Raw genomic sequence first — 13030 nt, forward strand, 5'->3', positions numbered from 1 at the left:
GGGATCAAGAGTTGCTCGGCAACGAGCTCCGGCGGCCCGCCGAACACGGCCCTCCCCTCCGCCAGGCGGTCCCCGGTGCCGCGGCCGGCGAGGAGCCCGAAGAGGGCAGGCTGGTCCAGGAAGGGAAGCTTCCCGCCGTCGCCGTCGGTCAGCACGCGCCAGCGCGAGGTGAACAGCGAATACTCCTCCGGGCGGCCGCCGTGGTCCGCCACCAGCGGGCAGGTGTCGCCGTCGAGCTGGATCCGCCGGTAGTTGGGCTCCGTGTAGTCGAGGGCCATCGACGCTGGTGAAGCATCGCAGTTGTATGGCAGCGAACCCACAGCGTCCAAGGCTGTCTTCGGATGCTAAATGCTGAGGCGAGCGTGGTTGCTAGGCACTCTGCCGGGACGCATGAGGAACTTGGGTTCGCCTCGAGCCGGAGTTGATCCGGTGGGGTGGGCGCTAAAGCGGCGGTCGGGTCTGTAGCCGTCGCTATCATCAGGTGAACCAGCGCCCGGCTGCGGACTTCCCGGCATCTACGCCGGCGGCGCGGCGCCCAGATGTGCCTACCGGGCTCGTCCGCGAAGTGCTGACCGGTAACCGACATCAACCTGCTGGTTGACTGCCGTCATACCCAAGCGCGCGGCTTGCTTCCAGGCCCGCGCGGGCTACCAAGGGCCCCAGCCGCTCCACGTCGGCGGGCCCAATCCGCTGGGTCGGGAATCCCAGGCCTACTGCGCAGGCGAGCCGCCCCGCGTGGTCGAACACGGGTGCGCTGATGGAACCCACGTCTTCGTTCCGTTCCCCGAAAGCCGCATAATATCCGTGCTCCCGCGCCACCGCCGCCTGCTGCCGGAGCAGCTCCAAAGAGGCCGGCGTGTCGGGGGTAAAGCGGTCCAGTCCGTGTTCGTCCAGGGCGCCCCACGACTCGGGGTCGAACGCCAAGAAAATCTTGCCCGGGGCTCCCGCATGCAGGGGCATAACCATGCCCACCATGAACGGCCGCATCACCACGTGGCGCGTCTCCGCTACGGCAACTATGGTCCGGAACGCACCGTCCCGGACATACAGGCAGGCAGTTTCACCGGTCTCGTCGCGCAGTTGCTGCAAGACAGGCTTCACCAGCCGGACCACGTCCAGCCCGAACGTTCCCGGGGTAGCCCAGCGGACCAGACCGATGCCGATCCGGTACCGGTCGCCGTCGCGGTCCAGAAACCCCTCCCGCAGCATGTTTTGCACAAGCCGCTGGCAGGTGCTGGACGGCAGGCCCGTCTTCCGGATGATCTGCTGCAATGTCGGTTCCGGAGCCTCGACCGAAAAACAGTCCAGGATCTCCGCCACCTTATGCAGCACAAGCAGGGGTGATGCCCCGGCGCCCGTCTCCGTCGCCACAGTTTCAACGTCCCTTCATTACTTTTCCGCTAGCAGCCTCCAGCCTAGTAAGTCGGAAGTGGGCACCGTAACGTGACCCATTTGACATCCTACTCGCGTGACCCACATCATGGGAGCCGAACCCACCTAGTGGGTTTTTTCCCGAAGCCCCCTAAGCACAACGACGTGGAGAAACCATGAGCATCCCCGAAACCACCTGCGAAACCGCTCAGGAGCCCAAGCGCCCGGGCTCCTCCAGGGTTGGATTGATCGTCCCCAGCTCCAACACCACTATGGAGACGGAGCTGCCCGAGCTGTTCCGGCGCCAGGCCGAGGCAACCGGACACAGCTACACCTTCCACTCCGCCCGCGCCGGCATGAAGAAGGTCACCCGGGAAGAGCTGCTGGCCATGGTGGGTAAGGCAGCTGGCTGCGCCGAGGCAGTCTCCGACGCCGATGTGGACGTCATCGCCTACGCCTGCCTGGTCGCCGTCATGGCCCAGGGTCCGGGAGCCCATGAGGGCTCGGAGAAAGTCATCGCTGACGCGGCCGCCGGCAACGGGCACCCTGCCCCTGTCACCAGCAGCGCCGGCGCCCTGGTCCGCACCCTGCAGGAAATCGGGGCGCTTAAGGTGGCTATGATCACCCCCTACATGAAGCCGCTCACCAAGATGGTGGTGGACTACATCGAGGGCTCCGGCATCACCGTACTGGAGGCCATCAGCCTCGAGGTGGCGGACAACCTCGAGGTCGGCTGCCTTGATCCGCAGAACCTGCCCGCCCTTGCCCGCAGCCTGCAGCGCGAAGGCGCGGACGCCGTCGTGCTTTCCGCCTGCGTCCAGATGCCGTCGCTGGCTGCGGTCCAGGCAGTGGAGGACGAGCTCGGACTGCCGGTCATCACCGCCGCCACCGCCACCACGTACGAGATCCTTAAGGCTCTCGGCCACCAGCCCGCCATCACCGGAGCCGGCAGCCTGCTGTCCGGCGCCGGCGTCCTCACGCCGGCGAACACGTAGGCGGCCGGCACCATGTCCCTGTCACTTATCGCGTTCCTGGTCCTGGTGGCGGCCTTTGCCATCGGTTCCTTCACCAAGATCAACGCCGGCCTGCTTGCCACTGTCGCCGCGTTCGGCGTCGGAACCCTCCTGGCCGGCATGTCCATCAAGGACGTCATCGGCCAGTTCCCCGCCGGGCTGTTCTTCATCCTGGTGGGCGCCACGCTGCTCTTCGCCATTGTGCGGATCAACGGCACCATCGACCTGCTGGCCTACTGGGCTGAACGACTCGCCGGCGACCGGAAGATTCTGGTCCCCATCCTGATGTTCCTGCTGACGGCTGGTCTGGCGTCGGCCGGCGCATTCACTCCCGCCGCCATCGCCATCGTGGCGCCGGTGGGCCTGGCGCTGGGCATGCGGTTCGGCATCAGCACCTTGGCCATGGGCCTGGTCATCGTCCAGGGCGCCAACGCCGGAGCCTTCTCCCCGGTCAACCCCTTCGGGGTGCTGGCCAACAAGATGCTGGAGGGCGCCGGGGCCGCGGACGGTTCCTTCAAGCTTTACGCTTACTGCTTCGTCTTCAATGCCATCCTGGCCGCGATTGCCTACGTCCTGGTCCAGGCCATCATGAAGCGCCGCCTGGCCAACGCCGAGGCAGGCCACCAGGCCGGTGAGGCTGGGGATGCAAAGCACGACGGCGGCGCTGCCGCTCCCGCTGGAAGCAGCGCGTCAGGTCCGTCCGGGTCCGGAACAGCTGTGCTCACCGCCCAGGCGCCCACTTCTGTGGCTGCCGCAAGCACCACCAGGACCGGCCCCGAGAAGGTAGCCGCGACGCCGATGCGGATCCTCACCTTGGTGGGCATCGCCGCTCTGCTGGTGCTTACCACTGTCCTGGGCCTGGACGTCGGAGTTGCTTCGCTGATCATTGCCACGGTGCTGATCGTCCTGGACTCGGGCGTGCAGAAGCCGGCGGTGGAAAGCATGCCGTGGTCTGCGATCATTCTGGTGACCGGCATCGTCACCTACGTAGGCATGCTCGAAAAGATGGGCGCGCTGAAGCATCTGCAGGAAGGCATCGCCGGCCTGGGCAACAGCTCCCTTGCCGCCCTGATCACCAGCTATGTGGTGGCCATAGTCTCGGCCTTTGCCTCCACCACCGGCACTCTCGGCGTCATCAGCCCGGTGGTCGCACCCATCGCCATGGATCCGCTGCTCACTCCCATCGGAGTAGTGACGGCCATCGCCATCAGCTCCTCGGTAGTAGACGTGAGCCCGATGTCCACCAGCGGCGCCCTGCTGATGGCGAGCGCGCAGCCCAAAGACGAGCGGATGTTCTTCCGGGCGCTGCTGCTCTGGGCCATCGCGATGATCGGTGTGGTGCCGCTCCTCGTGTGGTTCGTGTTCGTCCAGCTCGGCCTCGGCTGATCACCGTACATCGGGAGGGAAAGGGATGTCCTGCACGCAGGGCATCCCTTTCCCTTTATTAACGTGCCCCTGGCTTCCGCCGGTTTAGGCCTTCGGGCGGAAAGGCCCCGGCCAGTCCTTGAGCCGGATCCGTTTGAGTTCTTGGATGGTGCCCAGCGTGCCCCACTCGTCCAGGCCCAGCCGGGTCAGCGGCTCCAGCAGGTCAATCCGAGGGTGGTTGCCGTCCAAAACCGCGTCGCTCACGGCAGCGTGCGTCACTTCGCCGAAGACCAGGATGGAGTCTCCCATCGGCAGGACCGAGTGCAGGCGGCATTCGAGCACCGCCAGCGATTCCTTGACCCGCGGCGCCCCCACGGTGAGGCTCGGCTCCCGCGTGACGCCGGCGGCGTCAAACTCACTGACCTCGGGCGGAAAATTGGTGCCGGTGGCGTTGACCTCTTCCAGCAGCGCGGCCGGGGCGAGGTTCACCACGAACTCTCTGGACTCGGTGATGTTGCGGAGTGAATCCTTCTCCCCCACCGAGGTGAACTGCACGATGGGCGGATTTGTGGAAGCCACGGTGAAAAACGAGTGCGGGGCAAGGTTGTCAACGCCCTCCGGGGAAACACTCGATACCCAAGCGATGGGCCGGGGCACCACCACCGCGGTGAGCAGCCGGTAGAAATCGCGGGCGGACGTGGCAGCGGGATCGAAATCAGTGCGCATACTGCCAGACTATCGGGCAGGAAACATTGGGAAGGAAACAAGATATGACGATCCAGCCATACCGTTCACCGTCAACCGGGTGCGGGATACGCGCCGTCCTCTTCGACACCTTCGGCACAGTGGTGGACTGGCGTACCGGCGTCGCCCGGCAGGCGGCAGCCTTCGCCGCGACACACGGGCAGCATCTCGACGCCGAGGCATTCGCCGATGACTGGCGCGCCCTCTACCAGCCGGCAATGGAGGCCATCCGCTCCGGCTCCCGCGAATTCGCCACCCTGGACACACTCCACCGCGAAAACCTGGACCAGGTGCTCCGCCACCACGGCTTCGAGCCGGACCGGCTGGACGCAAGATTCCTGGAAGAGTTGAACACATCTTGGCACCGTCTGCCCCCATGGCCGGACAGCGTGGAAGGCCTGACTGCCGTCCGCCGCGGCTACATCGTGGGTCCCCTCTCCAATGGCAACACCTCGCTGCTGTTGGACATGGCCAGAGACGCCGGGCTTCCGTGGGACGTGATCATCGGCTCGGACATGACGCGCACGTACAAGCCGCTGCCGGCGGCCTACCTTCGGACTGCGGAGTTCCTGGACCTCACGCCCGGTGAGGTGATGCTCGCGGCCGCCCACAACAACGACCTGCGTGCCGCCCGCGAGGCCGGGCTGGCGACGGCGTTCATCGCCCGCCCCACCGAATACGGCCCGGGCCAGGTCGCGGATCTGACGCCGGCGAGCGATTGGGACCTCTCGGCGTCGAGCATCACCGAACTGGCTCACGAGCTCGGGGCCTGAGCTGCCCGTCCGGAGTCACCGGCACCAAGCCCTGGTTGCCCGGCCGGGGACCGGCCGGGGAACGGCCGGGCAACCAGGAGGCCGGGCAACCAGGAGGCCCACCTGAGGTCGGGGCAAGCAGGCCGCGACCCTCGGCTGCCGGTCAGGCCGAGGCAGCTGCTGAGCGGACAGCTTCGGCCAGGGAAGTGGCGGGGCGTCCGATCAGCGTGCGCAGGTCTCCGGTGCTGACCAGGAGGTTACCCCGGGCAATCCCCAGGTCAGAGTCGGCGAGGATGTCGGCGAAGGCCTCCGGCACTCCAACGCCCGCCAGCATTCCGGCGTACTCCTGCGCGGGGAGGTCCTGATAGGAGATTTCCCTGCCGGTGGCGGCGCTAATCTCCGCCGCGAGTTCAGCCATGGTGAACGGTTCATCGCCGCCCAGCTCATAGATTTTGCCGGCCTGGTCCCCGGCTACCAGCACAGCAGCTGCGGCGTGGGCGTAGTCAGCGCGGGAAGCTGCGCTGACCCGGCCCTCCCCTGCGCTTCCGGCGATCCCACCCTGCGCGAGCGTGCCGGGCAGCTGATCGGTGTAGTTCTCCAGGTACCAGCTATTGCGAAGCAGAACGAAAGGAACGCCCGCTTCCCGCAGGATGGTCTCGGTTTCCTGGTGCTCCACTGCCAGCTTCATCGTGGTGGTGTCCGCGTTGGCGATGCTCGTGTAGGCGAGCAGTTCGACACCTTCTGCCTTCGCGGCCGCGATGACAGTTCGGTGCTGCTCCACCCGCTGCCCCACCTCGCTGCCGGAAATGAGGAGCACCTTCTGGGCCCCCTTCAACGCCTCCGCCACGGAGGCGGGATCGGTGTAGTCCATGGCCTTGACCTGGACGCCGCGCGCGGCGAAGTCCGCGAGCTTTTCGGTGGAGCGCCCCGTGGCCACGATGTCCGCCGCAGGAACGTTGCGCTCCAGCAGGGCCTCGACTACATGGCGGCCCAGCTGGCCGGTTGCGCCGGTGATGACGATGCTCATGGATTTTCCTTTCGATGGTGGTCTATCACCGATCACAACAAGGGGTTCTTCAACTTACTTCCCGAAAGAGAGTACGCACTTTGAGGTAAGGTACTGGCATGGAAGTTAGTACGGCTGATCCTGCCCGCGCCATGCGCCTCCCCGCCGCTCTTGCCGACGGCGTGTTCCCGGCCGGGTGCCCCAGCCGCACCCTGCTCGACCACATCACCAGTAAGTGGGGCGTACTGATTCTGCTCGCCTTATCCGAGGGCGGGCAGCGCTGGAGCGAATTGCGACGCCGCGCCGAGGGTGTCAGCGAGAAAATGCTGGCCCAGACACTGAAGACCCTTGAGCGCGATGGCCTGGTAAGCCGGAAAGCCCAGCCGGTCATTCCGCCGCGGGTGGACTACAGCCTCACGGAGCGCGGCTATGAGTTGAGCGCCCTGCTGGTTCCGCTGGTGGCCTGGGCCTTCGAAAACGCTGACGACATCATCAACGGGCAGCGCACCGACTAACTTAACACGCATCAGCGGGCGCCTCAGCGAGCCAGTACCCGCGTGAAGAAGCGGGCAACGACGGGCGGCCACAGCATCCCCCGCGGAACGTGAGCCGCCGGGGCGTCCGGGCGCAGCGCAGCACCGGGGAAGATAGGACGACGGCGTCCTCGCCTTCAGCGGCGACCTCCCGGCCCCTCTGGCGCAGGCGGAGTCAGGGTTCGGGCAGCGGATGGAGGTGATGCTGGACGCCTGCAAAGACAGGCGTGGCTAAGGCAGCCGGTCCAGCCCCAGGAGTGTCTGCGGGGTGTGCCAGAGGACATTTTTCATCCATTGGCTTCCGAGTCCCCAGCCTTCGAGTACCTGAATCTGGTGGCTGTAGGAGTAGGGAATCGACGGGAAATCCGTGCCCAAGACAACTTTGTGGGACAGCCCGGCAAGGGTGTCCAGGTAACCGGGCGGGATCGGGGCGACCTGTTCCATGTAAGAGGTGCCAACCATCGTGGTGTCCAGGTAGACGTGAGGATTGTTTGCGGCAAGCTCGGCATACTCCTGGTACTCCGGCAGGCCTGCGTGCGCGATGATGAGCACCAAGGAGGGGTACCTCTTGACGAGTTCGCGCACGGGTTCAGGTCCGGTGAATTCCCCGGGGTGCGGACCGCTGCCGCAGTGGATGACGACCGGCGTACCGGAGTCCTGGATGAGCTCCCAGGCGGGTGCAAGCTGAGGGTCCAAGGGTGAGAACCCTCCCACCTGGATGTGTACCTTGAAGATTCGGGCGCCCTGTTTCAAGCTGTCCGCGACGACGGTTTCCACACCCGGCTCTGGGTAGAAAGTGGCAGAGTGGATGGCGTCAGCATGGCGCGAGGCGAACGCCGTCGAGTAGTCGTTGAGCCACTGCGCCATGCCGGGCCGGTGCGCATAGTTCAGCGTGGTGAATGCCTTCACTCCGATATCCCGCAGCGTTCGCACCCGTTCCTCTTCGGAGTCCCGGTAGGCGATGGGCCACGCGGGAGCCCCGCTGTCCGCAACGCGGTCAAAGAACGCCCACACCTTCTCCAGCACCCGGGAAGGCATGAAGTGCACATGCAGATCAATGATCCCCGGCAAGCCCAGCGAGTCGAGGTACGGGCGGACCTCCGCGTCTGACCGCGGTGCAAGTGCTACAGCCAAGATGAACCTCCTGCGTTCCACATCTCATCAGCACCATTTCCGGCACGTGTACCGGCTCAAGCCCAGCGACTCGGCAGCTCTGGCCACACTCCCGACCCTATCCAGAACCGAGAAAAACTCGTACTTTTGCTCCCGCGTTGTTTTCCTGCTGGTTCGTCGTTCTGACGTCAAAGACCACACGGTCGTCGCAACTCCAATTTTCATTGAGTGTTGCAACGCCCGCTAGAAAACCGCCACGGCAGACATTCAACTCGTGGTCGATGCCCTGGCTGTAGCTGGCGAGGCGCCATAGATTGAAAGTCTAAATGGCCGCGAGTCTGGATGACAGCGGCACAGCAAGTCCCACCCTCAAGCAGCGGCTGGTCCTGTCCTTGCTAGGGGTCGGCCCAGGCAACGGCCCGCCCGGCACCCGGCCTCTCAAGCGCCGGGCGATAGTTCCGCGCCCATGACGAACGGACAAGGCGGGAGCCGCGCATCAGGTTATTGACCGCCGACCGGCAACTTCGGCGTCGTGACTTCCTTTGAGTTCAACCTTCACCCCGTGGATGTTCTCTACGGTGGAGTGATCATCTACCTTCTGGAGCACGCCGAGGCGGTGGCAGGGCTCTACCGGGATTACATCGCCACCGCACCGGAAGAAATGGGGGTGTTCCTGGGCTTCCACCAGGGACCGCCAGTCCCCTCCCTGCCTGAGGAGTATCACGGGAAGCCCGTGGTGGTGGTGGTGGGCGGCTGGGCAGGCCCCACGACGAAGGGGAGCGTCAATGGCAGCCGTTCCTTGACGTTGCGCCCGTCGCCGGCTCCTTCCTGGGTCCCCTTCCCTACACGGTGCTCAACACACTCTTCGACCCCATGTATCCCAAGGGCCTGCAGGCCTACTGGAAGTCCGCATTCCTGCCCCGCCTGACCGACGACGTCGTCCGTGTCGCTGCGAAGTTCGGCGAGGCCATTCCGAGCGTCCAAACGGCCAACCACTTCTATCCGATTAACGGTGCCGTCCAGCGGGTCGGACGGGACGAGACCGCGTTCCCGTACCGCGACGCCGACTTCGCAGTGGACATTGCCTGCCATTGGGAGGATCCGGCCCACAATGAGGCCAATAGGAAGTGGGTGCGCGACTACTATGCCGAGCTCCAGCCCCTCGGATCCGGTGCGGGCTACGTGAACTTCCTCGACGCCGACGACCAGTCACACATCGAGGACACCTACGCGGGGAACTACGCCCGCCTCGCCAAAGTCAAGTCCAAATACGATCCCGGCAACCTCTTCCACATCAACCAAAACATCAAGCCCGCAGGCTGACACTTCATACAACCTGACGCGTGCTCGTCGTGCGCCGACGCGGCGGTCAGTTCTTCTTCAGCTCCTCGGCGAGCATCACGAGGATGCCGCTGGGACCGCGGACGTAGGTCAGCTTGCAGAGGTCCGCGTACGTCGCGACGCTACGTAGCGGGTGGCATCCGTGCCTCGCGGCTGTTGATCCTTGTTCTATTCATTGTCGCGGCGGTTGTTCACGGCCGGGACGTCCGGCGGCGGGATCCGGTCCGCCGTTTTAATCGCCAGCAGCGCAGGGAGGGCATGGCGCGGGCCGGCGGTCAGTGCGAGATGGAGGCCGGACTCGGGCGTCGGTGCTCCCGGCCCGCGGAGCATGGTGACCACTTCTTTCCATGGTCCAAGGGCGGATCCACCACCCTGCAGAACTTCGTCGCCGCCTGCGCCAGGTGCAACCGGACGAAAGGCGCCAGGATCCCGTCGCCCGGTTAGCAAGCAAGGATAGAACGACGACGGCGGGAGTACGTTGCGCCCGACGGTTCCGTCAACGTCGGCGAGCGGCGACGCCTAGCCTGAGCTGCCCTGTGCGGAGGCGCCAGTCCATGCACCTGCTCTCTTGATTGATGCAGCTCGCACAGTTCGGCCCCGACCCCGAACTGCCTCACCGTGGGGCAGCTGCCCTCCCCCGCGGCACGGTTCGCCTGCGTGTCCGGCGCCGGCGGCGGCCACGACATCCACCTGCGGGACCTCGGCCGCCGCGGCGTCCGGCTGCACGGCCATCTGGAAGCAGCCGACGACGGCGACCTCATCTACAGCGATGACCTTCCGGAACGCCTGGGCCTGGTGGAGACGGCGTTCTACCAGCGGATGAAACCGATGTTCGACAGCTATATTGCCGCCACCGGCATGGCGGCGCCGGAGCCGGAACCGCCGCGCAAGGACGACTGGCTTCCCTCGGAGCCGGCGCGGCTGAACCTCGAGGCCGCCAACGTCACGTCGGTCCTGTGGGCCACGGGCTACCGGCTGGACTTCAGCATCCTGGACATCCCGGTGCTGGACGAATGGAACTACCCCCGGCACTCCCGCGGCGCCACCGAACACCCGGGCTTGTACGCCGTCGGGTTGCCGCGGCTGACCGGGCACGGCTCGTCCATCGTGGCGGGCGTGGGCCGCGACGCCGAATACATTGCGCATCACATCGCGGAGAACAATCCACAGAACACCGCCGCCCGGTGAAGGCGACGTTCCAAAGGGGTGGCTACTCCGCGTAAAGCCCGTCGAAGTCCGCTAGTGCGGCGAGGCCGGCCGAACTGAACCATTCCCTGGCCCAGGCCTGGACCGAGGGCATCGCGAGTCGCTCGGCAACAAGCTCCGGGGCCCCGTCGAACACTGACTTCCCCTCCTCCAAGAGGTCCCCGGTGCCGCTGCCGGCGAGGAGCCCGAAGAGGGCAGGCTGGTCGAGGAAGGGAAGCTTCCCGCCGTCGCCGTCGGTCAGCACGCCCCAGCGCGAGGTGAACAGCGAAAACTCCTCCGGCCGTTCCCCGTGGTCCGTCATGAGCGGGCAGGCGTCGCCGTCGAGCTGGATCCGCCGGTAGTTGGGCTCGGTTTCGTCGAGGGCCATCAGTTGGACATCGTCCAGCCACGACAGCCAGACCGCTGTGCACTCTCCCAGCATTGGATACGGGGCGGCGGCGATGTAGCCGGCCTTGCTCACGTGGGCGGAGTGGCCAACGGCGATGTTGTGGAGCTGCCCCCGGACCAGCGGCAGGACCGTGCTGACAGGCTGGTGGTAGTTGGCGAATTTCCGCCGCATCACGTCGGCGCTTGAGTTCGAGCCGATGGAGACCACCAGGGAACGGGCTTCCAGCGGTGCCGCGCTGGCCTGCGCGAGGGCCTCATCCAGTCCGGCTGAAAGCTCAAGGAGCCGGAATTCATTTCCGTCCATGACCCCCGAGGCCACGGGCGGGTCCCACGGATACAGCAGCGGATCGAGATGGCCGGCGCCGCCGGCCCCGCTCAGTCCCATGGGGTCAGCCGCATTGGTTCAGCCGCGTGAAGCCGTCGGCATCCTGCTGAAGACAAATCAAGGTGGCCCGCTTTCGTGGTCGGGACTTCCATTGTCCCGCACTTTGGGGGAACCGGACCTTCGGCGCTGAGGGAGCGGCCTCACCTCCGGGGATTGAGGTTGTCTCCATGGACGGGCGGGACGGCTGCGCCGCGTCGAACCACCGCATCACGCAGGGTTTGGGTGGACGCCAACGTCCGCAAGCCGTGGCCCTCACCGGCGACGTGCACTGCAACTGGGCTAACGACCTCAAGGTGGACTACAAGGACCCGGCATTGCCCGCGCTGGGCTCGGAGCTGACTCCGAGTCGAGGTAAAAGCTGCATTTTGCCCCGTCCGATGTATGGGCCCGGTCTGCAAGTTTCAATTTTCTCAACAAACTTCGCTGCTCCGCGTACGCCTGCAAGACGAGACGGTCGGCCGGGTGCATGCATCAGTCGGAGAATGTCCGGACTTCAGACGGTGCCAGCTTGGGTCCACTGGGAGTGCATGATTAGTCGATCGATTGCGGGTCGGCCTGGATGCCACACTTGGCGAATTTGTGACCGCCTGGCTTCCTGTGCTCATAGAATCAGGGAATCCTGTCTGCCCCATTGGGATTGCAATCAGGCACGAGCATCAAAAGGAAGAAGAAGATGGCGGTTGGAAAACAAGTTCGGTTGTTCTTGGTCGATGGCACGCCCGGGGGGATGCTGACGGCAGAAATCATGAACTGGACAGGACATGTCATCGCCGCCGGCAGGTCCGAACTGGCTGTGTTGCTCAGTCGTGAAGAAGTGCAGCGCACAGGCGTCTACCTGCTCTTGGGGGACGGGGTCGCCGATATAGACGAAACTCTTATCTATATCGGTGAAGGTGACAACGTCGGTGAACGGCTGAAGATGCACCACAAGTCGGAAGAGAAAGGTGGCAAAGACTTTTGGAACCGCGCCATCGTTCTGACAAGCAAGGATGCTAACTTGACGAAGGCCCACGCGAGGTATTTGGAAAGCCGATTCATAGCCATCGCTACGGCTGCTGGCCGGGCAACAGTTACCAATGGAACGGCGCCCCAGCCACTCCCGCTGCCGGAAGCGGACAAATCGGACATGGAGTATTTTGTAGATCAGGCCAAGATCATCCTCCCCGTCCTCGGGGTCGATGCTCTACGGAAAGTCCCGTCTCCGTCCGACTCTGCCAACCCCTATGTTCAAAACACAGCCTCCTCTCCAATTTTTGAGATGTCTATTTCAGGAACAGGCATCACGGCACAGGCGCAGGAAACCGACGGGGAATTCGCCGTCCTTGAAGGTTCCAGAGCCAGGGCCTCGTGGATTGGGGCAATGCATGGCTATGCAAAGCTCCACCAAAAGCTAGTGACCGCGGGCGTTCTTGTCGCTGACGGGGCGTCGGCGCGATTCACGAAATCGCACGTGTTTAAGAGTCCGAGCGCCGCAGGGGCCGTTATAGCCGGAAGGGCAACGAACGGGCGAACTAGTTGGCGAGTTCCGGCAATCGGGTTGACTTACGGGCAATGGCAGGAGCAGGGGATCGCCTCCCTCGATCAGAAAGCTTCTACCCAGACCGTGGCAGAGATCAAGGCTGCCGTCATTTCCTGATGCCTTTACTTGCGACGGTGGAAAGCCGAGCCAATCTCGGGGATCACAAAAACGCTCACTGTTCGGCTGGTGCTGACACAACTCGCGAATCACAGCGAACGCCAGCCGAGGGTACCTACGGGGTCCAGTGCACGGCGAACGATTCCCCACGGGTCGTGGTCCACTTTATTTCAGAGAG

At 64.8% G+C, this 13030-nt stretch carries 16 protein-coding genes and 1 pseudogene; 10 read left to right on the forward strand and 7 right to left on the reverse strand.

Annotated features, from left to right (window positions below):
* Positions 1–11: 11 nt before the first annotated feature.
* On the forward strand, positions 12–290 hold the full coding sequence (locus AC1DEM_RS20235; RefSeq protein WP_476886076.1) for a hypothetical protein: 279 nt from the start codon (positions 12–14) through the stop codon (positions 288–290).
* A 295-nt stretch (positions 291–585) separates the two neighbouring features.
* Here the strand turns inward: AC1DEM_RS20235 and AC1DEM_RS20240 are convergent, their stop codons facing one another.
* Entirely contained in the window at positions 586–1371 is a 786-nt protein-coding gene (locus AC1DEM_RS20240) for an IclR family transcriptional regulator (protein WP_476886077.1), read from the reverse strand.
* Positions 1372–1547: 176 nt separating this feature from the next.
* On the opposite strand from AC1DEM_RS20240, the gene AC1DEM_RS20245 reads away from it, so the two are divergent.
* Positions 1548–2366 carry a maleate cis-trans isomerase family protein gene (locus AC1DEM_RS20245; RefSeq protein WP_476886078.1) on the forward strand — a complete coding sequence of 273 codons (819 nt, stop codon included), beginning with the start codon at positions 1548–1550 and terminating at the stop codon, positions 2364–2366.
* Positions 2367–2378: 12 nt separating this feature from the next.
* Positions 2379–3770, forward strand: coding sequence for an SLC13 family permease (locus AC1DEM_RS20250; RefSeq protein WP_476886079.1), 1392 nt, complete (start codon positions 2379–2381; stop codon positions 3768–3770).
* Positions 3771–3854: 84 nt separating this feature from the next.
* Here the strand turns inward: AC1DEM_RS20250 and AC1DEM_RS20255 are convergent, their stop codons facing one another.
* Positions 3855–4475, reverse strand: a complete 621-nt coding sequence (locus tag AC1DEM_RS20255) for a flavin reductase family protein (RefSeq protein ID WP_476886080.1) — start codon at positions 4473–4475, stop codon at positions 3855–3857.
* 44 nt (positions 4476–4519) lie between these two features.
* Between AC1DEM_RS20255 and AC1DEM_RS20260 the strand changes: the two genes are divergently transcribed.
* Positions 4520–5266 carry a haloacid dehalogenase type II gene (locus AC1DEM_RS20260; RefSeq protein WP_476886081.1) on the forward strand — a complete coding sequence of 249 codons (747 nt, stop codon included), beginning with the start codon at positions 4520–4522 and terminating at the stop codon, positions 5264–5266.
* Between the two features lie 142 nt (positions 5267–5408).
* Here AC1DEM_RS20260 and AC1DEM_RS20265 read toward each other — a convergent pair whose 3' ends face one another.
* Positions 5409–6272 carry an SDR family oxidoreductase gene (locus tag AC1DEM_RS20265; RefSeq protein ID WP_476886082.1) on the reverse strand — a complete coding sequence of 288 codons (864 nt, stop codon included), beginning with the start codon at positions 6270–6272 and terminating at the stop codon, positions 5409–5411.
* A gap of 98 nt (positions 6273–6370) precedes the next feature.
* Between AC1DEM_RS20265 and AC1DEM_RS20270 the strand changes: the two genes are divergently transcribed.
* Positions 6371–6766, forward strand: a complete 396-nt coding sequence (locus tag AC1DEM_RS20270; protein ID WP_476886083.1) for a winged helix-turn-helix transcriptional regulator — start codon at positions 6371–6373, stop codon at positions 6764–6766.
* Between the two features lie 249 nt (positions 6767–7015).
* Here the strand turns inward: AC1DEM_RS20270 and AC1DEM_RS20275 are convergent, their stop codons facing one another.
* On the reverse strand, positions 7016–7918 hold the full coding sequence (locus AC1DEM_RS20275; protein WP_476886084.1) for an amidohydrolase family protein: 903 nt from the start codon (positions 7916–7918) through the stop codon (positions 7016–7018).
* Between the two features lie 828 nt (positions 7919–8746).
* On the opposite strand from AC1DEM_RS20275, the gene AC1DEM_RS20280 reads away from it, so the two are divergent.
* Entirely contained in the window at positions 8747–9220 is a 474-nt protein-coding gene (locus tag AC1DEM_RS20280) for a BBE domain-containing protein (RefSeq protein ID WP_476886085.1), read from the forward strand.
* A gap of 46 nt (positions 9221–9266) precedes the next feature.
* On the opposite strand, the pseudogene AC1DEM_RS20285 reads toward AC1DEM_RS20280, so the two are convergent.
* Together AC1DEM_RS20285 and AC1DEM_RS20290 are read right to left on the reverse strand one after the other, a co-directional pair.
* Positions 9267–9392 (reverse strand): annotated as a pseudogene (locus AC1DEM_RS20285) (VOC family protein); the annotation flags it as partial.
* Between the two features lie 14 nt (positions 9393–9406).
* Positions 9407–9577, reverse strand: a complete 171-nt coding sequence (locus AC1DEM_RS20290; RefSeq protein ID WP_476886103.1) for a hypothetical protein — start codon at positions 9575–9577, stop codon at positions 9407–9409.
* On the opposite strand from AC1DEM_RS20290, the gene AC1DEM_RS20295 reads away from it, so the two are divergent.
* Together AC1DEM_RS20295 and AC1DEM_RS20300 are read left to right on the forward strand one after the other, a co-directional pair.
* Complete coding sequence (locus tag AC1DEM_RS20295; RefSeq protein WP_476886101.1) at positions 9524–9682, forward strand: HNH endonuclease; 159 nt, start codon at positions 9524–9526, stop codon at positions 9680–9682. The genes AC1DEM_RS20290 and AC1DEM_RS20295 overlap by 54 nt on opposite strands.
* Before the next feature lie 174 nt (positions 9683–9856).
* Positions 9857–10426, forward strand: coding sequence for a hypothetical protein (locus tag AC1DEM_RS20300; RefSeq protein ID WP_476886086.1), 570 nt, complete (start codon positions 9857–9859; stop codon positions 10424–10426).
* A 22-nt stretch (positions 10427–10448) separates the two neighbouring features.
* Here AC1DEM_RS20300 and AC1DEM_RS20305 read toward each other — a convergent pair whose 3' ends face one another.
* Positions 10449–11216, reverse strand: a complete 768-nt coding sequence (locus AC1DEM_RS20305) for a hypothetical protein (RefSeq protein WP_476886087.1) — start codon at positions 11214–11216, stop codon at positions 10449–10451.
* A 167-nt stretch (positions 11217–11383) separates the two neighbouring features.
* Here AC1DEM_RS20305 and AC1DEM_RS20310 point away from each other — a divergent pair, with 167 nt between their 5' ends.
* Both AC1DEM_RS20310 and AC1DEM_RS20315 read left to right on the forward strand, forming a co-directional pair.
* Positions 11384–11950 (forward strand): alkaline phosphatase D family protein, encoded by a 567-nt coding sequence (locus AC1DEM_RS20310; protein WP_476886088.1) that lies wholly within the window; start codon positions 11384–11386, stop codon positions 11948–11950.
* Positions 11890–12852, forward strand: coding sequence for a GIY-YIG nuclease family protein (locus AC1DEM_RS20315; RefSeq protein WP_476886089.1), 963 nt, complete (start codon positions 11890–11892; stop codon positions 12850–12852). Before AC1DEM_RS20310 ends, AC1DEM_RS20315 begins: the two co-directional genes overlap by 61 nt.
* Positions 12853–13030 lie beyond the last annotated feature (178 nt).

This window comes from Arthrobacter sp. 05T420 (assembly GCF_056396305.1).

Bases quoted from the DNA above. Each gene is read 5' to 3' on its own strand.
- AC1DEM_RS20260 (WP_476886081.1), top strand. From the start codon at position 4,520: ATGACGATCCAGCCATACCGTTCACCGTCAACCGGGTGCGGGATACGC.
- AC1DEM_RS20255 (WP_476886080.1), bottom strand. From the start codon at position 4,475: ATGCGCACTGATTTCGATCCCGCTGCCACGTCCGCCCGCGATTTCTAC.
- AC1DEM_RS20295 (WP_476886101.1), top strand. From the start codon at position 9,524: ATGGAGGCCGGACTCGGGCGTCGGTGCTCCCGGCCCGCGGAGCATGGT.
- AC1DEM_RS20315 (WP_476886089.1), top strand. From the start codon at position 11,890: ATGGCGGTTGGAAAACAAGTTCGGTTGTTCTTGGTCGATGGCACGCCC.
- AC1DEM_RS20305 (WP_476886087.1), bottom strand. From the start codon at position 11,216: ATGGGACTGAGCGGGGCCGGCGGCGCCGGCCATCTCGATCCGCTGCTG.
- AC1DEM_RS20265 (WP_476886082.1), bottom strand. From the start codon at position 6,272: ATGAGCATCGTCATCACCGGCGCAACCGGCCAGCTGGGCCGCCATGTA.
- AC1DEM_RS20310 (WP_476886088.1), top strand. From the start codon at position 11,384: ATGGACGGGCGGGACGGCTGCGCCGCGTCGAACCACCGCATCACGCAG.
- AC1DEM_RS20250 (WP_476886079.1), top strand. From the start codon at position 2,379: ATGTCCCTGTCACTTATCGCGTTCCTGGTCCTGGTGGCGGCCTTTGCC.
- AC1DEM_RS20245 (WP_476886078.1), top strand. From the start codon at position 1,548: ATGAGCATCCCCGAAACCACCTGCGAAACCGCTCAGGAGCCCAAGCGC.
- AC1DEM_RS20270 (WP_476886083.1), top strand. From the start codon at position 6,371: ATGGAAGTTAGTACGGCTGATCCTGCCCGCGCCATGCGCCTCCCCGCC.